Origin of the sequence: Hydrogenoanaerobacterium saccharovorans (assembly GCF_003814745.1) — a bacterium.
Taxonomy (GTDB): domain Bacteria; phylum Bacillota; class Clostridia; order Oscillospirales; family Ruminococcaceae; genus Hydrogenoanaerobacterium; species Hydrogenoanaerobacterium saccharovorans.
The window spans coordinates 247,665-267,397 of record NZ_RKRD01000002.1 but is presented as its reverse complement, the minus strand read 5'-3'; the positions used below and the strand labels follow the sequence as shown (position 1 = coordinate 267,397).

Here is a 19,733-nt window from a genome sequence, read left to right as displayed (position 1 = left end):
CTAACCTCCTCGTTTAAAATATTCGTCCAGTATTTTGATTAGTTCTTGTTCAATCTCCGACTTTTCTAAATCAGGGAAATAACTAGTAATGCGGTCTGTTGGAAGCTTGTAAGTTGTAGTAGCTTTTTTCTTTTCTTCTTTCAGTCCGAAGAATATTAGTTTCAGACGGTTATCATCAAGAGCTTCTTTGTAGCTCTTGATAACTTCCGCTTGTGCCAAACTCACTTTTTTCAGTTCGTTGGCATCCATATACTCATATAGCAGCTGCTGCTTTTCTTGTGATAGGTAGGACAGATAGACACCAACCATAAAGGCAAGGCTTTCATTATCCACCATCTCTAACAGCTCAGGAATGAGTTCAGTAAGCCGAATATAACGTTGAATCGTTCGGGCACTATCGGTTGAACATTCAGAAAGCCGAACGTCTGAACGGCTACCTGCCAACTTCGTGCCAACTTGGCACGAAGTTAAATCAGTTCGTTTTCCTTGCCGATTCATAGCATCTAGCTGCATTTTATATGCAAAGGCTTTTTCACTTGGAAGAAGCTTGTCGCGTTGGTTTATATTGGTGTTGACCAGTATTAGCTTCGCGGCATCATCGTCCACATCTTTTACGATAGAGGGGATTTCATTCAAACCTGCTAGCTTACTCGCATTGACTCGGTTGTGTCCCGCAAGGATTTGATAAGCGTTGCCGAACGGGCGGACAATAATGGGGGACAGTACACCGTTTTGTTTAATGTCTGCTGCTAGTTCCCAAAGTTTTTCATCCGAATAGGGACGGAATGGTTGGTTCGGAAACGGAAGCAGTTCGCTTAATTTGATTGAAATTATCTGCTCACCGTTTGAAGCATTGGATTGCTGTTCTGTTTTATCATCTTCTGTGAAATGATTTTTTAAACTGAAAATGTCCTGCATTACCATTTTACCCAATGTTTAATACCTCCTTTGCAAAATCTTGATAGGCAATAGCAACAGGATTGTAGGGACAGTACTCAATAATGGGTTTTCCAACGGCTGTAGATTCCACTGCTCGAACGCTATTCGGTATCATTGTTTCAAAGACACGGATGGACTCGCCGTAGGTATCTTTTATTGCCTGTACAACTTCTTTTGAAAAATTCAGCTGTTTATTATACATTGTAAATAAGATACCATCAATTGTAAGTGTGGGGTTAATCTTCTTAACTTTTCTCAGCGTTGAACTGAATTCTTCAAGCCCTTTGGCACTGAGGAAATGTGCCTGCACCGGTATGATTACACTGTCTGCCGCTGTTAAAGCATTGATGGTTAACATACCCAGGCTCGGCATACAGTCAATAATGATATAATCAAACATTGCAAGGAACGGTTCGAGCGATTCTTTCAGCACCATTTCACGACCAATGACATTCACTAACTGAACATCTACACTCGACAGCATAAGGTTTCCTGCAATAAAGGGGATGCTGTGTTCTTCATTAATATACCGCTGCGGTTCTTTGGTATCCTCGTTAATACTGTCAACTAAAAGTGCTGCACTAGTATATTCCAGTGCGTCGGTATCGTGAATTCCAAGACATATGGTAAGACTACCTTGTGGGTCAAAGTCAATTAACAGGACTCTCTTACCTTCTTTCATTAAAGCTGATCCTAAAGATATAGCTGTTGTTGTTTTGCCGACTCCACCTTTTTGATTTGCCACTGCAATTACTTTACTCATTCTGTCTTCCTCCTGTTGTTTTTTATAATATTCACGTGATCATAATGCTTTGAAATATCACGGCTTGACGTTGACAATCTGTCTACAATGTAATTTCTTTGTTTTTAATGAGCCATTGTTGAGCGGCTTCTTCCGTTACAAACACTCCATCTATTTCCGCTTCATCAGTATCCTCACCGGATGATACTAAATACACATCTTTATTTCCTTTTCTTCTTATGCCCACAAGCGTAAACTGCTCAACACTTTCCTGGATAGAATTGTCCAGAACTTCTTTATATCTGATTGGAATAAAAATCTGTGAACCAAAGGGAACGGGGAGTTTTTTATAAATATCAGAATATTGAGGCGTTTCGTCTGAACCATTAGTGTCCTTGACTAAATCACTAATAAAGTTTTGTAGTAACTCTAAAGCAGTAATTCCTGCTACACCATCTTTTTCTGAAATGCGCTGTACATCTGCATCCGAAAGGTTTGATAGGATTGTGAGCATTTGTTCCCTGACTGCATCAATTTCTTTCTTATAATTGTTCATTTTGTTTTCCTCCTGATGTTTTATTTTTGTATTCTGTTAAAATAACTTCTTCCAGCTGTTTTCTTGTTTCTTCATTTACAGGGTGTATCAAGTCGTGATGTATGCCTTGCTTATTTTCTATGCTGGGCATTTGCACTATAAGGCGCTCATCCAGCTGCACCACCTTAATGCTATTAACGGCAAACTTGCCATTTATAGTGATGGCTGCGATTGCCTTGACCAGCGGCGATGAGCAAAGATGCATGCTATAAACTTTAATGTTCATGGAGTTGTTCCTCCATATTATTTGGGAATGTAATAGTTCCTTCGATTGCTTCAGCAATGATACAATCACTATCATCTACAATGATGACTCGGTACTGCAGCAATCGCTGCAAATTTAGGTAGTGGATTGCCTGCGCTAAATTTGCAAACGGAATGGGTGGACAATACTCGCCGTCTTCCAAAAAGCAATAACCCCTATAGATTTCATTTTGCTGGCTGCTTTTTTCATCCATGTCTTTTCCTCCTTGATGTTTTGTTGTAAAATAAAAAGAGTACAACTATAATCATAGCTGTACTCTTCAAAAAACAATATTCGACTTGCTTAAATTGTATAATTAAATCATTGCTAATGCATTAGCTGATTAATTTTTTCTGCTGCATAACGCTTATCTATAAAATCCACATGAGTATATATATTAGCTGTAGTTGAGTAATTACTATGTCCTAGCCATTCTTGTATTTGCTTCATATCTACACCCTGAGTTCTTAATGCGCTAGCGAAACTATGCCTTAGGTCATGGAACCTTATTGGTTTTAAATTGTTGTTTTTAATAAAATTCCTAAATGTATAAGTGATATAATCTGGAGATATTATATTTCCATAATCATCAATACAAACAAAATTTTTATATTTACTATTATATTGTTCTTTATTTTTAACTATATTTTCTTTTTGTTTTTTCTTTTCTTGATTAAGGTAATCAGAAAGAATTTGAGGAATGCATAACGTTCTATAACTCGAACTATTTTTGAGTTTGTTTTCTATAACTAGTGAGTTGTCTGACCTTAAAAAAGTTGCTTTCCTTTTAATTACAATTGTATTGTTTTTAAGATCTATGCAATCCCATTGCAATGCTACTATTTCGCTTCTTCGCAACCCAAGTAACGATGATATAAGAACTGGAATAAATAATTTTGTGTTTGCAACAATCTTTAATAATTCCTTAATTTCATCAGGTGTATAATAAGTATGAATGTAAACATCTTTTTTAGGTAACTCTGCATCTATTGCTGGATTATACCTAATAATATGTTTCTTTTTGGCATAACTTAAAGCTTTACGAATATTTGCATGATGTTTAAGAACTGTATTGGCAGAAAGCCCTTTTGATATTTGAAAAGAATAATATTTTTCGATGTCTTCTGTTGTTATTTGATTTACTTTTTTCCCAGTTTTCAGAAAATATGGCGAGATGTAATTGTGAATTACTTTATAATACCCTTCATAAGTTGATTTTTGAATTTTCACTTTATGAATCTCTAACCAATCTTTCATGTAGTCACCAAATAGAACTGAATTGTCATTAATTACATCAATATTAAGCTTCAGGCAATCTAATAATTTTAAAAGCTCTTGATCTGACATAATGTTACCTCCATTGTCTTGATTAACATTATTATAACACTCATACAATTCAGTTTATAATAAATCATATGTAAGACTTAAAATCCCTCGATGGCAACATCGTACCGGTTCAATTCCGGTCAGCGGCACCAGTAAACCCTCACACTTCTTTGGGAGTGTGAGGGTTTTCTTATTGTATTAATTAACATAATGATCTTGTACTGCTTGTGGCACGTTGCAACTATTTTCCATGTTATTGTGCCATCCTTATTTAATCATTTTAAATTTTATATCATTTTGGAGGTTTTGTTTTTTACCGTTGCTGTAGCTTATTAATATGCCACTTAAACCCGCGACCGGGTTTAGTGCTTACCTATTTGGGCGAGTTCCAAAACAACTGGGCAAATATGATGGCAGCGGCTGTTGTTGTATCCATTCCTGTGACAGTCAAAGGCTAGTTTTTCAAAATATATAAGTCAAGGTCAAGCCATCCAATAGTATTACTGGAGTAACTTTGCCACACAAATTAAAAATGCAAACACTGGCGATATGGTTGATAAGCATTCTTAACCGCCGTCTTTAACAACTAACGATCCTACTGCCAAGTAGTCGGGTAAGTAAGTACCGCGGGCAACTTGGTGTTTCGGTTACCGATTGCTGCATTCACTTGCCCCTGAGTAAGAAAGATGCTTTCGCTTAAATCTGCATTTTTAATATTGGTATCTCGCAGGTCTGCTCCCAAAAAATTGGTGCCGTACAAGCTGCACCCTTCAAGATTTGCTGCAATGAGCAATGCCATACTAAAATCTTTGCCATCAAGATTTGTATTTTTAAAATTTTTGCCCATAAAATCGGTGCCTTTTTTACTTTCGGCAGTGCTGTTGGTTGCAGCAAAAACCAGTTTTGCCGCTTTTTTCAGCACCTGATTCACCCTTGTACGGTAGTTGTCTATATCTAAAGTAAGTATTTCGTCAGGTGGGAGATTTGTCATATGTTCATTTTCGAGAATGAGTGCCTCCATATCTTTTTCTAACATTGCTGCAGGGGCGATTGCAAAAGCTTCGAGCAAATACCATAACATCTGATGAAGGCGATATACAATTAAAAATACATCGTAGATCTCACTTGCTTTTTTGGGTGTGTTACACCAAGTTTTATTCGAATAGATACTTTGCGTCACTTTTTGCCCGGCACCAAAACAATCAAATGCCATACAGCCTTTTAATTTACATTGCGCAAGTTCTGAATGAATGGAACATCGAAAATCTGGCATTAAATTTTTACAAGGTTCGCCGGGCGCTTTATCGGCGGGGAACCCTTCTGCTTTTGCAAAATACAATGCAACGCAACATAACCCACTGCATTTTTCGCAATCGATTTTTAGTTTATTTAGCAGTCCAATGTATTGACTGCTTGCGTGAAGCTTTTTCATAAAAATCCTTTCCCTCTGTAAAAAACGTAAAACTTATTGCTCGATGATATAGTTTGCGTGTCTATTATACCACAAATGTAACGCGGTTGGGGTTTAATAGCGCATCGGGGCGCAGCAAGCATTGCGTGCAAATTGCCCAAGCGCATAAAGCTGGCATCATAACCGCGTTGGGGATACAATACCATAGAATTATTTTTAGTTGGTTGGTTTTATTTTCGATTATTTATTCTTGAGGGGCATTGTATAAAAAATAACATAGAATTTTAACAGTAAAATGCAACAATTACAACGGTTCTATCTTTGCTTTTGTTTTATTGACATAGTTTGTTGTTACAGTAAACTAAAATATCGTTGTGCTATGAAACAAATAATGGTAAAATAGTATATATCTTAGTTGTTAAAGCCGAGTAGACAAAACGTTTTATGATTAGCGAGCGGAGGAAACCATGTTAAAAAAAGTAGGTTATAAAACAAAGATACTGCTTTATTTCATCATAATCGTTTTAACAATTGTCATTAGCCTCAGCGGTATTAACTACTTAAATAGCCGCAAACTTATGACGGACAGTGCCAGGCAGCAGGCTGCGGACACATTGGCGCAGTTAAAAAATACAAACGATTTGCTTCTAGAAAATATGGAACAATCTTTAAAGGCATTTACCAGCTATTCCGATTTGGAGTTTTTCGGGATTCGATACGATACCATAAGGGATTACCGTGTAAAAAAAGCAGTGTTCGACCGTATTTCCGATGTGCTGAACATGAACACCTTTTTTACCTCCTGCTATGTGTATTATCCCGAACAAAAAACCGTGATTGATGTAAATGTATATACACCGAATTATAAATCTATTTACGAAAACAGCAATCAAAAACTGATCGATGCAGCATATGCCGCCCACCTTGCAGGCGGAGGAGAACAAAGCCCCTTGTACTCCATTGTAAAAACGGGCGGAGAAACAGAATGGGTTATGTGCGTGCCGGTACAGTGTTCTTCGCAGATTGTAAAGCCTCCCCTGCTGATTGTTACGGTTGACAGCTCTTACTTTTTTCAAAACCTCAAAAACATCAGCCTTTTGGCAGACTCTCAGGTTTATATTTCAAACAAGCACTCCAACTGGATTGGAAGCGATTCTCCGCCCAAAGAGGTGGTAGAACGCTTTTTAAAATCTGCGCAAACAAGCCTTAAGGGCAATTTTATTCAAACAATGAATCATACAAAATACATGACCACTTATGAAGTGTCGCAAGTGTCCGGCTGGAACTACTTATATATTGTACCGCTGGATACAATTTACTACAAAATTAACTTTTTGCTTGTAACTGCACTTTTTGCTGCGTTGCTGTGTGGTATCGTCGGCTTTGCAATTGCAAGGATATTAGCGGGGAAAATATATACGCCCATAGAAGCATTATCGGGTGAATTGAGCGTAGTAAAGGACGCAATGCCCCCACAGGGAGATGCCTTTAATAATTTGCGTACCGGCGTAACTGCGCTTATCAGCCAAAACAAACTCATGCAGCAAAAGCTAACGGAGAGTGAGCTCATTGTAAAAAACGCATTTTTAAGGCAGCTGCTTGAAAATCAAGTAGAATTGTACGAATCGCTCTATGAAAGTTTTGAGTCTTACAACATCCTTTTTACAGATAAAATGCGCTATATGGTTGCAACTTTAGCGGTAGAACAAAGCGTAACCTCAATGCCTACCTATGCAAACCGCAAAGAAACGCTGATGCTTTTAATCCAAATCGAACAATTTTTACAAAATCAAACTCAAATGAAGAACGATATTTTTTTTGAATCGGTCAATATGGATACAAATGAAGTAACTATTATTTTTGCGATGAATAACCCAAGTATTTCTGAGCAGCAAGTGAGCTCGCTGCTATCGCTTGTAAGGCAGGATGTGGAAAACTCACACCACCATGCGGTTACAGTTGGATACAGCCATATTTCGCAAGATGTTGCGCAAATCCCATATTTGTATCAGCAGACACAAGCAGCATTGGAATATCAGTTTGTGCTTGGAACATCCCGCATTATCAGTTTTGGCGATTTACCGGAAAACGTGGCTAAAAACTATCGCTATCCATGGAACATCGAAAAAATTATTTTGTCCAATTTAAAACAAGGTTTGTACCACGATGTTTGCACCGAAATTGATCACTTTGCACATTATGCACTTTTAAATATTCAAGATACCGAAAAAATACGGTTATCGTTTATCCATTTGTATACCGATATTATGCAAACGGCAGAAGAGACAAGCCCCGATAATTTAAATAACATTGTAACCGATACTGTATATCAAGGGATACTGCAAAGTAATTGTTGGGCAGATGTGGTAAAACTGCTGAAAGAGTATTGCTGCCAGCTTTGTGAAAAAATCAATCAAAAGCGCAACGACCATACAAACGACATTGCACTTTCTGCAATTGAGTTTATAAACGATAGTTTTATTTCGCCTGATTTAGACCTCGAAGTGCTTTCGCAAAAGCTGAATTTTAGTGTTTCTTACATCAGCAAAATGTTTAAACTTTCTACAGGTGTTTCTGTAAAAGAGTATATTACCCAAAAACGCATTGCGCTTGCCTGCGAGCTGTTAACAAATACAAATAAAAAGGTATGGGAAATCAGCAAACAAGTTGGGTATGTACAGCAACGCTCGTTTATTGAAATATTTAAAAAATATAAAGGCATGACGCCGTCTGAATTTCGAAATAAATAAAAATTGGTGGGGATAAAATGAAAGCCGTGAGAAAAGTTGCTGCGTTGGCACTTGTTTTCTGCCTGTTTGCCGGATGCGGAATTAATGCAACTTTACAAAATGAAGATGCTATAACAATAACCGATTTTTCGCCGGATCTGTTCGAAGACCAAACGTTGCAGTATTTTACCGACCACCCGGTAAACGACGGTAAGCCCATTACGCTTACTATGTGGGTAAACGAAGACTGGGGCGACAGTTACACTTACCTTTTAAGAGAGTACGCCAAATACCGCCCCAATGTCACCATTCAGCTGGTACAGTTCCCGTGGAAAAGCTACTGGACCAAAATGCGGCTGGCGCTGCAAAACGGTAACGGCCCCGATATTTTTCACATGCACAACAGTCTTGGAAAAGACTTTCTGTCTTATATGGAGCCGCTTTCGTCGGATATTTTTAATGAAAACAATTTAAGCTCATCGTTTTCACATCATGGCATATCTAAAATAGACGGCAAGCTTTATTTTATCAGTTTGGGCAGCACTACCGGCGGTATTTTTTACAACAAAGAGCTTTGGAGGCGCGCCGGCCTCACCGAGCGCGACATCCCTGTTACTTGGGAGCAACTGCGGGCGGTTGCTAAAAAGCTCACTCAATACGATGCATCGGGGAATATTGTAGTGGACGGCTTTAATTTTAACAACGAGGCGCAAAGCTTGCTTTTTGCTATGCAGGCACAAAAAGGTGTTCCGCTTTTTTCTGAAGATGGTCAGCGTTCCAATTTATGCAATCCTGAGAATATAGAGAATATCAATTTTTTACGCAAGCTTTGCAACGAAGACAAAGTATGCCGCGTAAACGAGGCTTCTGCTTATGATTTGCTTGGGCAGCGCGGCGCTGCTATGATTTATGGCTGGCCTTGGGGAGCAAACCATTTAGAAATGAATTACCCCACTGTGGATTATGGCTTTTTTCGTATTCCTGCATGGAGCGAAAAGGTGCCGCCTGCTTACGAATACAATAATTATGAAACAAGCTTTGCAATAAACCGTGCTGTATCCCCCGCTAAAAAACAAGTAGCAGAAGATTTGCTGTTATTTTACCTGAGTAACGACAATGTATTGCTAAAAACCGCCGAACAGGCAAAAATGGTGCCAACAAAAACATCGCTGATGAAAACGCGCAGTGGGGAGCTGGGCAAGGTAATACAGGTACAGGCAACCTATATTGACCGCACAGCTTTTAAGGGGATATTGCCACAGGTGATTTATGCTTATTTGTCTCCGGTGTTGGATGCCAATATGGCTGACAGTACCTATGGTATTAGTGAGTTGCTGCATGCTACAGATAAAGAGATTGACAAAATTTTAAAAACCTATGAATTCGATTCTGCGTTGGAAGATTATAAGTATTATAATGAATTTAAACAATAAACATGATAAACTCCTCTGAATTTTATGCAAAATTCAGAGGAGTTTTTTTGTGAGTTATGCAGATAAAAAGGACAATGCGCACAAACGGCACTTATTTTATTACAACAAAACCACAATAAAATGATTGAAAACTACAGTAAAGAATCGAAAAGTACACCATTTTTTTGTTTCGGTACACTTTTAGAGGATAATGCAGAGGGTTGAAAAATGCTCTTTAGCCATTGCAGAATACTTGCTATGATGAAATTACGGAAAGCAACTCTTCCAAAAACGGAAATGCTTCATCCTAAATAAAAGGAGGAAAACATCAATGAAAAAATTAATCAGCATGATGCTTGTTCTGGCGTTTGCCCTAACTGCTTTTGCAGGCTGCGGCAAAACAACACCTACAAGCAGTGCCGCAGCCCCCGAATCTGCGAGCGAGTCCGCATCTACCGATGCAAAGCTTGATGTAATTGGTACCGGTTCCGTTACTTACGACCCCAACGCACCTGTAAACAATGGTGAAGATATCACCATCAGTTTTTGGTATGATGATCCGGGTCCGGAAGGTTATCAGCGCTATGCGCAAGCAATTGAGGATTATCAGAAAATTCACCCTAACGTAAAGTTTGATGTTAATAAATCTCTTGGCTGGGGCGACTACTGGGCAAAACTACCGGTTGCGGTAGCCAACGGCACAGGGCCGGATTTGATGCACTTCCACCTGAACTGGTACGGCGATTTTATCCCCGGCCTTGCCGAACCGTATCCCGATGACTTGACCGCCGCCCTTGTAGAAGGTTTTAGCGGTGTTGAGCCTATGATGTATGAAAGCAAGACTTATACCATCCCTGTAGGCAACATGACCGGCGCCATTTTCTACAACAAAGAGATGTGGGCAGAAGCAGGCTTAACCGATAAAGACATCCCCAAAACTTGGGATGAATTGCGTGAGGCTGCAAAAAAACTCACGAAAAAAGACGGCGATAAAATTGTAGTCAACGGCATGGATATCCCCGATGGATACTTCTTGCTGGCACTGAACTACCAAAAGGGCTATAACGTGTTTGCTGAAGACGGAAAACACACCCAAATGAATAACCCCGGTGCGATTGAGGCAGCCAAAATGCTGCAAGGCTTTATTACCAACGATAAAATTTTTGCACCAGGCTCCGGCGCTGCGCAAGAGCGTTTCGGCAACAAGCAATCGGCTATGATGTACAACTGGACATGGGCAGGCGGCTGGCTGAAAGGCAACGTGGGCGACAGTTTTGAATGGGGTATTTTCCCAACACCTACCTTTGGTGCCGATACCCAGGTGGTAGACCGCAACAATCCCGAAGTATCTGCGGTTGTAAATGCAAAATCAGACCCCAAGAACAAAGCCGTTGCAATGGACTTTTTGCGTTTCTACTTTGCGAGCGACAGCTATTTGGTAGAATTGGCAAACAAAACCTATACCGCACCTACAAAATTCTCCTGCATGGCCGATCCATCCATTGTAAGCAACGAGGTAGTTTCTACAATTGCCAGCTACATTGATAAAACCGTTTGGACAGGTATCTGCACCAGTGGTTTTGACCCTGCTGTAAACCAAATTCTTGGTGATGAACTCTTCATTCAGGGTAAAGATGCTAAAACAACTTTGCAGAAGTTTGATGATGAAAACGCAAAACTTGCCGGTGAGGCAGAATTTGCAACTGCAGAGAGAAAATCACCTCTTGCTCAGTATCTGAAATAAACCCTGAACAGGCGTTTTATAAGGCAGGAAATAAGCTTGATTTCCTGCCTTTTTCTCAATATCGAAGAAAGAGAGGGATGGCATTTGAAATTAAATGCAGCGTTAAAAATGCCTAAAACACAGCGCAAACAAGAGCGATGGATGATTTTTTTCTCGATGAGTTTTCTTGTTGTCTATATCGGTATTTTTAACTATTTCCCTATACTATACAGCTTTATAGGCAGTTTTTTTAACTGGAAGCCGATAAAAGGTGTTTTTAAATTTGCAGGGTTTGATAACTTCATATGGATGTTTAAAGAGCCTTTGTTTTGGAAATCTATGGGCAACACCTTGATATTTGCTTTAGTCGCTTGTTTTTTGTATGTGTTTTTGGGGCTTATTTTTGCTACCATGATTTACTCGGTACCAAGGTTTCAAGGTTTTTTTCGCACTACCTATTTCTTGCCTGTTATTACATCTGGCGTAGCGGTTTCGCTTTTATGGAAATATGCATTTTATAATACGAACAACGGTGTTTTTAATGTTATTTTAGAGTTTTTTGGGTTAAATCCGCAGATGTGGCTGTTGGATGAAAAACAAGTCATCGGCTGCATTATTGCAATGACTGTTTGGAAAGAAATTGGCTACGCCATTATTATTTTTGTGGCAGGCCTTAATGAAATACCGGGTGAGCTTTTTGAGGCTGCAACCATAGACGGTGCAAACCGCATTCAGTCGTTTAAATCTATTATTGTGCCTATGATAAAGCCCACTACGCTTTTGGTTGCGGTAACCGGCATGATTAACTTTTTACAGGTGTTCAATCAGGTTATGCTGATGACAAGCACCGCCGGCAAATCTCCCGGCGGCCCGGGTACATCATCCTACACAGCCATGCTTTTAATCTACGAAAAAGGCTTTAAAGATTTCAACTTCGGCCGTGCATCGGCGATTGGATATGCACTTGTGCTTGTAATACTTATTTTTACTGTCATTCAGTTCCGGCTGAATAAATCGGAGGGATAGTCATGCAAAAATTAAAAAAAGGGCCCGCACTGTGGCTGGTTTATTTTATTCTGTTTGCGGTATCTATTTGTATGCTGTTTCCGTTTATCTGGATGGTACTATCCAGTTTTAAAACGCCGGTAGAAATATTGTCAATGCCGCCGACATTCTTCCCCAAAGACCCCACGATGGAAAATTATCAGGTCTTATGGCAGAAATTTAATTTTGCCAAGTTTTTTGCAAACAGCCTTTTTATTACGGCAATCTGTGTTTGCGCACAGCTTTATACAGCGGCACTGTTTGGGTTTGTGCTTGGCAAATATCAGTTCCGCGGCAAAAACCTTATTTTTATGGCGGTAATGTTTTGTATGATGGTGCCAACCACAATTAATGTTATTCCGCTTTATCAAATGATGATGTGGTTCAAATGGATTAACACTTACAAATCGGTTATTATCCCCAACCTGATTACCCTGTTCGGCACGTTTATGATGCGGCAGTTCTCTGAAAACATCCCAAAAGAAATGCTGGAGGCGGCACGCATCGATGGTGCAAGCGAGTTTCGTATTTTCCACAAAATATGTATGCCAATGTTTAAAAACCCGTTATCTGCATTGGCAATTTTGCAGTTTTTATGGACATGGGACTCTTACCTGTGGCCGATGCTGATGCTCAACGATGTAAACAAATATACCATCACACTTGGTTTGGGTGCACTGAACGGGCAATACGGAACACCTATAGAAAAAATGCTGGCAGGTGCCAGTATTGCGGTCATTCCTGTATTAATTGTTTATCTTATATTTCAAAACAGATTTATTGAAGGCATGGCAGGTGCCAGTATAAAGGGGTAGCATATGCAAGTAATAAAAGCAACAGAGCATGGCATTTTGCCAAACACAAAAAAAGATGTTACACAAGCATTTGCGGTAATGCTGGCGAGCAGCAACAGTGAAACAGAATTTGTGCTTGAGCCCGGCAGATATGATTTTTACGCAGAAAATGCCGAGCTGCGAGATTATTATTTGTCCAACAGTGATATTATCAATCCGCGCCGCCTTTCGCTGCAGCTGTGCGGTATGAACCATGTTGTTTTTAACGGCAATGGGGCAGAACTTGTGTTCCACGGGCGAACAATGCCGTTCACGGTGGATAACAGCAGCGATATCACCATCAAAAACCTTACGATAGATTGGGAAATTCCCCTTACATCAGAGGGGACAATTACAGCCGCAACAGCCTCTTATATCGACGTTAATATTGACAGACAATATTTCCCCTATGAAGTTGAAAATAATACGCTCTTTTTTATAGGTGAAGACTGGAAAGAACCGGTTTGGCAATGGGGCAATACAGAATTTGACGTACATACCCATAAAGTAGCCTACCGGATGGGGGATACTTTCCCCCAAACAACGCAAGAACAACTGCCCAACGGGTTGGTGCGTTTTTATGGCGACTTTAAAAGAATACCCCATATTGGCAATATACTGGTATTGCGGCATAACAAGCGCATTCATGCAGGCATATTTATGCAAAACAGCACAGATATCGCCATAGAAAATGTTACTGTGCACAGTACCGGCGGCCTTGGCATGCTGGCGCAGTTTTGCACCAACCTACGCTTTCGCCGTATAAAAATGATACCGAACACCAAACGCGGCAGGCAATTTACCTCGGGGCATGACGATGGGATTCATCTTACTGCCAACAAAGGCAAAATTACTGTAGAAGAATGTTATTTCAGCGGATTAATGGATGACCCGCTGAATTTGCACGGGGTAGCTACGCGCATCAAACATGTTGCCTCAAAGTATACACTGCACGGCGAGTTTGCGCATGAGCAATCGCAGGGCTTTGAGCACTGGGCGCAACCCGGGCAAAAAGTAGCGCTGCTGCATGCACAAGATTTGAGCCGTGCCGGTGTACTGAATGTAAAGCGCTTTACTTTGCTGAATGCCGCCGAGTTTGAAATTGAGTTTGATGAGCCCATCCCTGAGTGCATTGCAGCGGACGACTCTATGGAGAATTTAACATGTACGGCAGAACTTGTTTGCCAAAACAACTATTTTGGCAGCTGCCGTGCCAGGGGCATTTTAATTGCTAACCCCAAACCGGTACTTATACAGAACAATGTGTTCGAATCGGCAGGTGCGGCAATTTTAATAGCAGGCGATGCAAATTATTGGTATGAATCGGGCAGATTGCTGCTTAACCTCATCCTATTTGGGGGGTGAAGCGATTATCTCCATTCATCCGGAGGTGGAGCACCCTGTAAAAGAAAAACCGTTTCACCGCAATATCGTAATAGAAAATAATGTTGTGCAAACGTCCGACGCTCCTGTTTTATATGCGCTTAGTACACAAAGCCTGCGTTTTGCAAACAACAGAATTATCCGCAGTAATACCTATCTCCCATGGAACAGGCAAAAAGAAATGCTGCGTTTTGAGTTTTGCTCGCAGGTTGCTGTGCAAAACAATTTGCTGATCGGTGAAGTACTTGGCGCAAATATCAGTACAAGGGGGATGGTGCCGCAGGATATTACTGCAGATATAGTGGTACTGCATGAATAACCAAATAGAACAAACCGTGTTTTACGGTATAGGCATAACAGAACAGTTATTATCGCCATAAATACCTGCAAGGTGCTCTTTGCATGCAAAATGCAAGCACCAATTTAAATTGAAAATAAAGGATTCGCTATGAAAATAATTGAAACAATTACAGCAGAAAGCTTTGCACCATACGGTAAGGTTTTGCAATTTAGCGGCGAAAAACCTGACACATGTTTTGAAATTATTGTTACCGAAGAAAAAAGCCCTTGGCGGCTTGCCATGTTCCGTGTAAAAAACACCGAATGCCTCAGGCTGGAGTGCCACCCCACCTCTTTGGAAAGCTTTGAACCGGTTCGCGGTACAGGTATTCTACTGGCAGCGGCACCCGAAACCCCGCACGATTACCATGCATTTTTACTCGATTGCCCGGTATGTTTACATAAAGGTGTTTGGCACAATATGGTCACTTTGTCTGCCGAAACCATTGTAAAAATTGCAGAAAATTTAGAAGTGAACTCAGAATTTTTTGAATTGCCAAGCCCTATAGCGGCGGCTGTCATTTTAAAGGAGGAAGATAAATGAAACAGATTACAGTAGCAATTGCAGGCTGCGGCGGCAGAGGCCTTGATACCTATGCCGTAGTTGCAAAAAAAATCCCCGATAAAATGAAAATAGTTGCAGTGGCAGATATGCTGCCTGAACGCTTGCAAAAAGCAAAACAGCAATTTAGCCTTACCGATGAGCAGTGCTTTCGCACCGTAGAAGAAATGCTTGAGAGCGAAAAGCTTGCCGACGTGCTATTTGTATGTACGCAAGACCGTCAGCACGTAGGTCATGCCATCCCTGCCATCCGTAAGGGCTACCACATTTTGCTGGAGAAACCCATTTCGCCCAGTGCAGAAGAATGCCGTGCGCTGTTAAAAGAAGCAAAGAAGTACAACCGGGAGGTGGTGGTTTGCCATGTGCTAAGGTATACACCGTTTTATCGTAAGGTAAAAGAAGTTATTGAGAGCGGCATCATTGGTGATATCGTTTCGTTGCAGGCAATTGAAAACGTTGGTTACTGGCATATGGCGCACAGCTTTGTACGCGGCAACTGGCGAAACACCGCTGAAACAAGCCCTATGATCTTGGCAAAATGCTGCCACGACTTGGACATTTTAGTTTGGCTGATGGGTCAGCGGTGCAGTGAAGTATCCTCTTTTGGCGATACGGCTTTGTTTAAAGCCGATAAAGCCCCGCAAGGTGCTGCACTGCGCTGTACACAGGGCTGTAAGGCAAAAGAAAGCTGCCCTTACGATGCAGAAAAAATCTACCTTACCAATCCTCAAACAGGCGTATTGCATGGCAATGTTGGTTGGCCGTGTAATGTTTTGGCTTTGTACCCTACAGAGGCAAGCATTACAGAAGCAATCGAAAAGGGGCCTTATGGGCGCTGTGTCTATCACTGCGACAACGACACAGTAGACCATCAAATCGTCAACATGCAAATGGAAAATGGTGTAACGGCAAGTCTTACCATGTGTGCTTTTACCAGCAAAGGCCATCGCTCCTTAAAAGTGATGGGGACAATGGGCGATATCGAAGCGGATATGGGTGCCAATACCATTGAAGTGTGCCGTTTTGGTGATCAGCCCCAAATCATTGATGTTACAAAGTTAAGCGATGATTTTTCCGGCCACGGCGGCGGGGATGTTAAAATGGTGAAAGAGTTTATCGAGTACTTGGCAAACGAAGAAAACAAAAAAATGTGCAGCAATTTAGAGGAATCGTTAGAAAGCCATTACGTCGCGCTTGCAGCCGAAGAATCACGCATTGCACAGGGCAAGTCTGTCTGTGTGCAAGAACTGAGAGCTTAAAAGTATCCCCCGCAAATGCCTAAAATTTTTACTGTGTTTATTTAAAATAAGAAAAGAGGAGCAATATGAAAACGACGTTAAAAAAAGGTTTGTCTATGGCATTGGCTATTGCAATTATTTTTACCGTTTTTAATTTAAATGCACTCCCCACTTTAGCACAGGAAATAGCCCAAGAAGTTTATCTCAGCGATTTAAACTGGAAAGAGGTACACCCCCATTCTCAGGATGACTGGGCACAGCCTAAAAAAGATTTAAACTGCGAAAATCAGCCAATCCGCATGATTGGCACAGACGGTGCGGCAGTACCTTATTCTAAGGGAATCGGGCTGCATGCGGTGGGTACTGTGGTTTACGAGCTCAAAGGCAATTATACAAAGTTTATGGCAGATGTTGGCACCGACTATACCAACAAAGATAAAAAGAAGCCGACCTCGATTCACTGCTCTGTTTATGTCGATGATGAGACCGAGCCGAGGTGGGCAAGCAGTGCCCCAATTACCATCCATACTGCGCTGCAACCAATTGAGGTAGACGTTACCGGTGCCGCAAAGCTGCGCATTGTGGTAGATGATGCCGGTGACGGAGGCGATTCTGACTGGAGTATTTGGGGCAATGCACGGTTGCAAGTAAAACAGCTTACGCCGAAAGAAAAATTAGCGCAGGCAATTACCGAGGCAGAACAACTCAATCAAACAGATTATACTGCTGAAAGTTGGGCTGTATTTGCAGATGCACTCGCCAATGCAAAAACGGTTGCCGCAGGCGACGATGAGGCTGCCTACACAGCAGCTGAAACAAGGCTGAGAGACAGCATAAATCTTTTACAAAAGGCGTCGGGGTCTTCGCAATCCCGTTACCTCAGCGACCTTACTTGGAAGTCTGCCAATACATCTCTTGGCAAATTGCCAGTAAAAGATGCCAACATTAACTACACCCCCATTAACATTTACGGAACGGTATACGAAAAAGGAATTGGTACCCATGCAGGGCACGAAATTGTGTATTCCCTTCAAGGTGCGTACGAATCTTTTTCTGCAATTGTTGCACCGGATAACGGCTGTAATGCCGAACCGAGCCGAAATATGAGCATCATGGGGCTTGTGGTTTATGCCGATAACCTCCAAATTTACCGCAACGACCACATTAACTTTCACAACAAAGATTTAATCGACCTGCAACTGGATGTGAAAGGAGTGCAAGAGCTGAAGTTTGCGGTTACACAAGGTGATAACGGGAATGACTGGAGTGACGACCTTGATTTGGCAGATGCAAAACTTTATTATAAGAGCGCAAATTTATGTTCCATTAAAATTAACGGAGAACACCTAGCTGAATTTCTGCCATCCGTTTACAATTACGAAGTTTCTGCCGAAAAATATCCGGACATTCCGGTTGTATCGGTAGAGGCGGCAGAAGGCGCGCAGGTGCAAATTACACAGGCAACCAGCGAATCTAACGAGGCTGTTATTAAAATTGAGGACAAAACTTATGTGATTCGTTTTACGGATTCCGCTCAGTTCAAATCATTCCAAGTTCGGTTGCCCGACAATCAGCTTTTAAAAGGTACGGGCATCATCCATGCAAACGATATTTATGTTACAGTGCCCGAAAATACAGACCGCTCTGCAATTGCACCCGTTTTCAGTGCCGGAAAATGGAATACCGTAACGGTAGCCGGAGTACCGCAGCAAAGCGGAGAAACCATAAATAACTTTACGCAACCGGTTGTATATCAGGTAAGCGGTGCAAAGGGCAGCCGAAGCTATACCGTGCACATCGGCACATGGCGCAATATCCCCACCGCATTTGCAGATGAAAACGCAGGTGTATTGGAACGGCCTTCTATCATAAATTATCCCGGCACACTTACTATGAAACTGGTAATGGCAGTACCGCAAAAAGGCAGCCAAACAGGTTCCATCGTGTCTGCAAGGTTTGACGATGCACTGGATATTATACGGCAGGTGGATAATGTAACCCGAAAAATACCCAAAATTGTTTATCTTGTGGGTTGGCAGTATCAAGGGCATGACGATAAATACCCGGCATGGGGGCAGGTAAACCAGCATTTAAAATGCACCTCGTGCAACCATGTAACCAGCTTAGATTGCTTAAAATGGCTGATGGACGAAGCATACGAAAAATACAATACAAGGGTCAGCCTGCATATCAACTCTACCGATGCTTATAAAGACAGCCCCCTGTGGCAAACCTATGTAGATAATGATTTGATTTCTAAAACCATATTTGGTACGTTAAAAAGCATTGGCACTTGGGAGGGTGAAACCGCTTACCAGGTAAACTACAAAAACGAGTGGGAAAAAGGGTTTTATAAGCAGCGAGTGGATAACTTAATCAACATGCTGGACGGCAGACTGCAACGCGCAGGTACCATCCACAGTGATGCATTCTTCTGCCGCAGTTCAAAGCAAAGCAATGTCCGCACCGAGCAAGAAGCTCGTATTCGGATGATACGCTATTGGCGTGACTGCGGAATAGACCTTACCACCGAGTTTTTGCATGACGGCAACGAAAACAGTGCAGGCGGAGACGGCAGCGGTTTGCTTGGCGTTTTACCTATGACCTGGCATTTTAACCAAAGCATTCAATCTTATATGACAAGACCTGCCTCTATGGTGACAGGCGGCGGAATCAACGATATCAAATACGGCGGCGACAAAGAAACCGTTGAGATTTTGTTTGGGCGCAGTATGTGGGGTGAAGATTTACTGACACAGCGCGAAGTTTACGGCCTTACACGCCCAAATTGGGACAAGGAATTTAAATTCCAGTTCTGTACGCAAACCTTGCCTTGGGCTTACCAAAACACCTTCAACCGCCTTACACTGCAAAACAATGTTGTTACCTATTCCGACGGGCTTGTGGCGAACGCCAATAACCGCATGGTAATGCGTAATAATAAGCTGATAAGAACCCAGGATGATATTTTTGTACCGGCTACATGGGCCGAAAACGAGGTTATTGCTTACAGCGTAAATGGTTACACCAATAAAACATGGCAATTCCAAAAAGAGTTCCAAGCACAAACGGTTGACATTTATTCCGTAAACAAAACCGGTACTGCCTTGCTGTCGTCTGATGTAGACGTATCGGACGGAACTATTACACTTTCGCTTGCCGCAGGCGAGATGGTAAGCATCGTACCATCGGGCAGTATGCAATAAGCTTCTA

17 protein-coding genes are annotated in these 19,733 nt (G+C 41.4%); 10 read left to right on the top strand and 7 right to left on the bottom strand.

What is annotated here, in order from left to right:
* The 7 genes from EDD70_RS11450 to EDD70_RS11415 form a co-directional block, all read right to left on the bottom strand.
* Positions 1–924, bottom strand: coding sequence for a ParB/RepB/Spo0J family partition protein (locus EDD70_RS11450; RefSeq protein ID WP_242943168.1), 924 nt, complete (start codon positions 922–924; stop codon positions 1–3).
* Between the two features lies 1 nt (position 925).
* The gene (locus EDD70_RS11445) at positions 926–1,702 is read right to left on the bottom strand and encodes a ParA family protein (RefSeq protein ID WP_092755440.1); all 777 of its coding nucleotides are present in this window, start codon (positions 1,700–1,702) and stop codon (positions 926–928) included.
* A gap of 82 nt (positions 1,703–1,784) precedes the next feature.
* Entirely contained in the window at positions 1,785–2,237 is a 453-nt protein-coding gene (locus EDD70_RS11440) for a hypothetical protein (protein ID WP_092755438.1), read from the bottom strand.
* The gene (locus EDD70_RS11435; protein WP_162840905.1) at positions 2,224–2,502 is read right to left on the bottom strand and encodes a septation protein SpoVG family protein; all 279 of its coding nucleotides are present in this window, start codon (positions 2,500–2,502) and stop codon (positions 2,224–2,226) included. Before EDD70_RS11435 ends, EDD70_RS11440 begins: the two co-directional genes overlap by 14 nt.
* Complete coding sequence (locus EDD70_RS11430; RefSeq protein ID WP_123811046.1) at positions 2,492–2,734, bottom strand: hypothetical protein; 243 nt, start codon at positions 2,732–2,734, stop codon at positions 2,492–2,494. Before EDD70_RS11430 ends, EDD70_RS11435 begins: the two co-directional genes overlap by 11 nt.
* Positions 2,735–2,847: 113 nt before the next feature.
* On the bottom strand, positions 2,848–3,867 hold the full coding sequence (locus EDD70_RS11425) for a tyrosine-type recombinase/integrase (RefSeq protein WP_092755434.1): 1,020 nt from the start codon (positions 3,865–3,867) through the stop codon (positions 2,848–2,850).
* Between the two features lie 574 nt (positions 3,868–4,441).
* Entirely contained in the window at positions 4,442–5,278 is an 837-nt protein-coding gene (locus tag EDD70_RS11415) for a pentapeptide repeat-containing protein (RefSeq protein WP_092755432.1), read from the bottom strand.
* A gap of 446 nt (positions 5,279–5,724) precedes the next feature.
* Here EDD70_RS11415 and EDD70_RS11410 point away from each other — a divergent pair, with 446 nt between their 5' ends.
* The 10 genes from EDD70_RS11410 (at position 5,725) to EDD70_RS11365 (ending at position 19,726) form a co-directional block, all read left to right on the top strand.
* Positions 5,725–8,007, top strand: coding sequence for a response regulator transcription factor (locus tag EDD70_RS11410; protein WP_092755430.1), 2,283 nt, complete (start codon positions 5,725–5,727; stop codon positions 8,005–8,007).
* A 17-nt stretch (positions 8,008–8,024) separates the two neighbouring features.
* Positions 8,025–9,419 (top strand): ABC transporter substrate-binding protein, encoded by a 1,395-nt coding sequence (locus EDD70_RS11405; protein WP_092755428.1) that lies wholly within the window; start codon positions 8,025–8,027, stop codon positions 9,417–9,419.
* Positions 9,420–9,729: 310 nt separating this feature from the next.
* Positions 9,730–11,142 (top strand): extracellular solute-binding protein, encoded by a 1,413-nt coding sequence (locus EDD70_RS11400; protein WP_092755426.1) that lies wholly within the window; start codon positions 9,730–9,732, stop codon positions 11,140–11,142.
* An 84-nt stretch (positions 11,143–11,226) separates the two neighbouring features.
* Positions 11,227–12,147, top strand: a complete 921-nt coding sequence (locus EDD70_RS11395) for a carbohydrate ABC transporter permease (protein WP_123811045.1) — start codon at positions 11,227–11,229, stop codon at positions 12,145–12,147.
* A gap of 2 nt (positions 12,148–12,149) precedes the next feature.
* Positions 12,150–12,980: a carbohydrate ABC transporter permease gene (locus EDD70_RS11390; RefSeq protein ID WP_092755422.1), complete on the top strand. Its 831-nt coding sequence runs from the start codon at positions 12,150–12,152 to the stop codon at positions 12,978–12,980.
* A gap of 3 nt (positions 12,981–12,983) precedes the next feature.
* Positions 12,984–14,363: an alpha-1,3-galactosidase-related protein gene (locus tag EDD70_RS11385; RefSeq protein WP_092755420.1), complete on the top strand. Its 1,380-nt coding sequence runs from the start codon at positions 12,984–12,986 to the stop codon at positions 14,361–14,363.
* A complete protein-coding gene (locus EDD70_RS11380) occupies positions 14,317–14,700 on the top strand; it encodes a hypothetical protein (RefSeq protein ID WP_123811044.1) in 384 nt (127 codons plus the stop codon). Before EDD70_RS11385 ends, EDD70_RS11380 begins: the two co-directional genes overlap by 47 nt.
* Positions 14,701–14,829: 129 nt before the next feature.
* Positions 14,830–15,264 (top strand): ureidoglycolate lyase, encoded by a 435-nt coding sequence (locus EDD70_RS11375; RefSeq protein ID WP_092755415.1) that lies wholly within the window; start codon positions 14,830–14,832, stop codon positions 15,262–15,264.
* Complete coding sequence (locus tag EDD70_RS11370) at positions 15,261–16,541, top strand: Gfo/Idh/MocA family protein (RefSeq protein WP_092755413.1); 1,281 nt, start codon at positions 15,261–15,263, stop codon at positions 16,539–16,541. The genes EDD70_RS11375 and EDD70_RS11370 overlap by 4 nt, the downstream gene beginning before the upstream one ends.
* A 65-nt stretch (positions 16,542–16,606) precedes the next feature.
* Positions 16,607–19,726 (top strand): NPCBM/NEW2 domain-containing protein, encoded by a 3,120-nt coding sequence (locus EDD70_RS11365; RefSeq protein WP_092755411.1) that lies wholly within the window; start codon positions 16,607–16,609, stop codon positions 19,724–19,726.
* Positions 19,727–19,733: the final 7 nt, after the last annotated feature.